We start from the raw sequence: 1668 nt of genomic DNA, 5'->3' as shown, positions 1-1668 counted from the left end.
AAAAGTCTACGGACTCAAAAAATTAAGTCTTGATAAGTGACACTGAAGATTCATTTGAATATGTCAGAAACAGTTATTGAGCATCAAACTTTAAATTGAAGAGTTTGATCATGGCTCAGATTGAACGCTGGCGGCAGGCTTAACACATGCAAGTCGAACGGTAACATGAGTGCTTGCACTTGATGACGAGTGGCGGACGGGTGAGTAAAGTATGGGGATCTGCCAAATGGAGGGGGACAACAGTTGGAAACGACTGCTAATACCGCATAAAGTTGAGAGACCAAAGTACGGTTCCGAAAGGACGTGCGCCATTTGATGAGCCCATATGGGATTAGCTAGTTGGTGGGGTAAAGGCTCACCAAGGCGACGATCTCTAGCTGGTCTGAGAGGATGACCAGCCACACTGGAACTGAGACACGGTCCAGACTCCTACGGGAGGCAGCAGTGGGGAATATTGCACAATGGGGGAAACCCTGATGCAGCCATGCCGCGTGTATGAAGAAGGCCTTCGGGTTGTAAAGTACTTTCGGTAGTGAGGAAGTTGTGTGTATGAAAAGTGCATGCAGTTGACGTTAGCTACAGAAGAAGCACCGGCTAACTCCGTGCCAGCAGCCGCGGTAATACGGAGGGTGCGAGCGTTAATCGGAATGACTGGGCGTAAAGGGCATGTAGGCGGATAATTAAGTTAGGTGTGAAAGCCCCGGGCTCAACCTGGGAATTGCACTTAAAACTGGTTATCTGGAGTATTGTAGAGGAAGGTAGAATTCCACGTGTAGCGGTGAAATGCGTAGAGATGTGGAGGAATACCGGTGGCGAAGGCGGCCTTCTGGACAGATACTGACGCTGAGATGCGAAAGCGTGGGGAGCAAACAGGATTAGATACCCTGGTAGTCCACGCTGTAAACGATGTCGATTTGGAGTTTGTTGCCCTGAGTGATGGGCTCCGAAGCTAACGCGATAAATCGACCGCCTGGGGAGTACGGCCGCAAGGTTAAAACTCAAATGAATTGACGGGGGCCCGCACAAGCGGTGGAGCATGTGGTTTAATTCGATGCAACGCGAAGAACCTTACCTGGTCTTGACATCCACAGAATCTGGCAGAGATGCTGGAGTGCCTTCGGGAACTGTGAGACAGGTGCTGCATGGCTGTCGTCAGCTCGTGTTGTGAAATGTTGGGTTAAGTCCCGCAACGAGCGCAACCCTTATCCTTTGTTGCCATCGATTAGGTCGGGAACTCAAAGGAGACTGCCGTTGATAAAGCGGAGGAAGGTGGGGACGACGTCAAGTCATCATGGCCCTTACGACCAGGGCTACACACGTGCTACAATGGCGTATACAAAGGGAGGCGACCTCGCGAGAGCAAGCGGACCTCAGAAAGTACGTCTAAGTCCGGATTGGAGTCTGCAACTCGACTCCATGAAGTCGGAATCGCTAGTAATCGTGAATCAGAATGTCACGGTGAATACGTTCCCGGGCCTTGTACACACCGCCCGTCACACCATGGGAGTGGGTTGCACCAGAAGTAGATAGCTTAACCTTCGGGAGGGCGTTTACCACGGTGTGATTCATGACTGGGGTGAAGTCGTAACAAGGTAACCGTAGGGGAACCTGCGGTTGGATCACCTCCTTACGAAGCGCTCGTAAGTGTTCACACAGATTGTTTGTTTA

At 50.9% G+C, this 1668-nt stretch carries 1 rRNA gene; it reads left to right on the top strand.

From position 1 onward, the window contains the following. Positions 1 to 92 precede the first annotated feature (92 nt). Positions 93 to 1630 (top strand): 16S ribosomal RNA (locus ACKJXD_RS11860). Positions 1631 to 1668 lie beyond the last annotated feature (38 nt).

The sequence above is a fragment of the Gilliamella sp. G0441 genome, assembly GCF_050589305.1.
GTDB lineage: Bacteria > Pseudomonadota > Gammaproteobacteria > Enterobacterales > Orbaceae > Gilliamella.
This window is presented reverse-complemented; position numbering and strand designations above follow the sequence as displayed.